The 2,957-nt window shown below is 67.6% G+C and carries 3 protein-coding genes; all 3 read left to right on the top strand.

What is annotated here, in order from left to right:
• Positions 1 to 733 (top strand): DNA-methyltransferase (locus tag NS220_RS16795; RefSeq protein WP_193755402.1); only part of this gene is annotated, 733 nt, incomplete at its 5' end.
• The gene (locus tag NS220_RS16790) at positions 720 to 1,349 is read left to right on the top strand and encodes a terminase small subunit (protein ID WP_058625152.1); all 630 of its coding nucleotides are present in this window, start codon (positions 720 to 722) and stop codon (positions 1,347 to 1,349) included. The genes NS220_RS16795 and NS220_RS16790, both read left to right, overlap by 14 nt.
• Before the next feature lie 34 nt (positions 1,350 to 1,383).
• A complete protein-coding gene (locus tag NS220_RS16785; protein ID WP_206543038.1) occupies positions 1,384 to 2,883 on the top strand; it encodes a hypothetical protein in 1,500 nt (499 codons plus the stop codon).
• The last annotated feature ends 74 nt before the right edge of the window (positions 2,884 to 2,957 follow it).

The following is a 2,957-nucleotide window of genomic DNA, read 5'->3' as shown; positions in this document are numbered from 1 at the left end:
TTTTATAAGACACAGCTGCTGGACCGACCCGCCCTACGGCGTCGAGTACAAGGGCGGCACAGGCCTCCGCATTCAGAACGATGGTCTGGATGCCGCGATCGCCGTGTCCGTCGCGTTCCTCGAAGTCGCCGCGGCCGTCTGTCGCCCTGGTGCGCCGATCTACGTCGCCCATTCCGACGTCCTCCGTGTCCCGCTGCAGGCGGCGATGGAGCGACTCGGCATCCGGTACCGGCAGACGCTGATGTGGGTGAAGGACCGGTTCGTCCTCTCGCGCGCCGACTACCACTACCAGTCGGAACCGATCGCCGAGGGCGTGATCGGCGACGCCGCACCCCGGGATTTCGAGCCCATCGCGTACGGCTTCACCGCCGACGGGACGGGGCGGCTTGGTCGCGGCGGCGAACACTGGCACGGTGACAACCGGTCGTCGACCGTGTTCGACATCGCCAGGCCGACGCGGTCCGCGGTGCACCCGACGATGAAGCCGGTCGAGCTCGTCGAGGCGATGTTGAAGAACTCGTGCGCGCCCGGCGCGTGGGTCATCGACGGCTTCGGCGGATCCGGCTCCACGCTGATCGCGGCGCACCGGCTCGCGCGGAAGGCGTTCCTCGTCGAGCTGGACCCGACCTACGCCGACGTCATCTGCCGCCGGTTCCAGGAGCACACGGGCCAGACCCCCGTGCGCGACGGCGTGCCCGTCGACTTCACCGGGACCACGGATGCCGGCGCCTGATCAGAAGAAGGCGTTCGCGTTGTTCCGCGCCGCGGTGCCGTACGAGCAGATCGCGACGCAGCTCTCCTGCACCGTCACGCAGGCGAAGGCGGCCGTGCAGAAGGCAATCGCGGCATCCACCGTGGCGCTTGATCAGACAGCCGCGCGCATCGTTGATCTCGAACGCATCGATGCTCTGCACCGCGCGCACTGGCAGAAGGCCATCAACGGCGACGCCGCGGCGACGGACCGTGTGGTGAAGCTCATGCAGGAGCGTCAGCGTCTGCTGGGCGAGCCCACGCGGGTCAAGGACGCGATCACGGACGCCTTCGAGAAGACGCTCGCGGAGATCCCGACCGAGGCCGCGGATGAGGCGCTCATCGCTTCGTGCCGTCAGGTGGCGCGTCAGATTGACCACGCTGTCGCGAACGGCACGTCGCTCGAAGCGACGAAGGCGATGTACCTGCTGCCGCACCTGTGGAACGGCCTCCGCGAGCTGGGTGCCACCCCGGCCGCACGCGCCGCGCTCAACGCCTCGATCCCGCCCCCAGCTCCGGAGGGCGCAGTCGAGCCTCCGAAGGGGGAGCCGGTTGACCTCGACGACTGGAAGAACCGCAACCGCGGATCCGCAAGATGACTACTCGCACCTGCGTGGCAGCGAAGAGCCCCGCTTGTGGACGCGACCGCTGCGCCCGCTCACACCGGAGACGTCGCTCGGCTTCGAGGTGATCGAGTTCGCGCGGGTGTTCCTCCGCGTCGCGCTGTACCCGTGGCAGCAGTGGCTGCTTATCCACGCTCTTGAGCTGAACACCGACGGCACCTTCCGGTTCCGTCGCGTCATCGTCCTCGTCGCCCGCCAGAACGGCAAGAGCCTGCTCGCCGCAGTACTCGCCGCCTGGTGGCTGTTCGTCGATGCCGACCGCTTCGAAGAGCGGCTGCCCCCGTTCCGGTTCAAGGTGCTCGGCACCGCGCAGAACCTCGACACCGCGCAGGACGTCTGGAACCTCACTGGACGCTGGTGCGACGTCGAGAACGACGGCCACGTGCCATCTCTCGCGAAGGCCGTCCAGAAGCTTCAGCGCAAGAACGGCCAGCCCGGCATCTACCTCCGCAACGGAGCCCACTACGAGGTCCGCGCGGCATCCCGCAAGGGCGGCCGCGGCAAGTCTGCCGCCCGCGTGCTGATGGACGAGATGCGCGAACAGCAGACGTGGGATGCCTGGGACTCAGTCGCACAGACCACCAAAGCCGTGTTCAACTCGCAGCTCTGGGGCATCTCGAACGCCGGCGACGTTCGCTCGGTCGTACTGCGTAAGCAGCGCGAGACACGCATCGCTGAGATCGAGGACTGGCTGTCGCGAGGCCTTGACGAGCTGGAGGCGTACGCCAACGGCGAGCTCTCGGCCCCCACGTCCGCGCTGTTCGAGTGGTCAGCACCGGACGGATGTCGCCTCGATGATGTCGACGCGATCCTGCAGGCGAACCCGAGCATCGGGTACGGCGAGATCACCGTCGAGATGTGCCTCCAGGATGCGCTCGACATGCTTGAGGCGTCGTACCGCACCGAGGTGCTCTGCCAGTGGGTCACGTCCCAGGTGCAGTCGTACATCTCGCCACGGGACTGGCGCCCGCGCCGTGTGCTGCCCGAGGAGATCAGCATCGCGCGCGGATCGCGCACGGTCTGGGCGCTCGACACCAGCGAGGAAGACATGACATGGCTGGCCGCCGCAGTACTCACCACAGACGGACGCCCGTTCGTGACGACGCGCGTGAAGCGCACCGGGATGCTCTGGGTGCCGAAGTTCATGGCCGAGTTGGCTGAGAAGTCCGGGCACCGCGAGGTGGTCGTGCAGGGCCGCGGATGCCGCGCGGCGGAGTTCGCACCGCTGCTAGAAGAGGCGGGCCTCGTCGTCCACGCGCTGGAGGGCGGGCAGTTCGCCCACGCCACCGCGCGCATGCGCGATCGCGTCCGCGATCGCCAGCTCCTGATCGTCGAACAGCCCGACATCGACACGGCCGTCGAGGGCGGCGTCGTCATGGACTACGCCGACAACAAGGCGTGGTCGCGACGGAAGTCGAAGCCCGTCGACATCTCGGGCCTCATCGCCGAAAGCGAAGCCCTGTACGGCCTGGAGATGCTCAGCCCGCCGCCCCCCCCCTGGCTCTTATAACCATCTGACGCTGACGAAGGCTTACCGCACTCGGATCTGCAAGGCGCGCACAGCATAAAAAAAAGAGAAAGACA

It is taken from the genome of Microbacterium testaceum (genome assembly GCF_001476655.1).
GTDB lineage: Bacteria > Actinomycetota > Actinomycetes > Actinomycetales > Microbacteriaceae > Microbacterium > Microbacterium testaceum_C.
Note: the sequence above shows the minus strand (reverse complement) of the source record. Positions and strands in the feature narration are given on the sequence as shown.

Coding starts and splice junctions, on each gene's coding strand:
- NS220_RS16790 (WP_058625152.1), top strand. CDS start 720: ATGCCGGCGCCTGATCAGAAGAAGGCGTTCGCGTTGTTCCGCGCCGCG.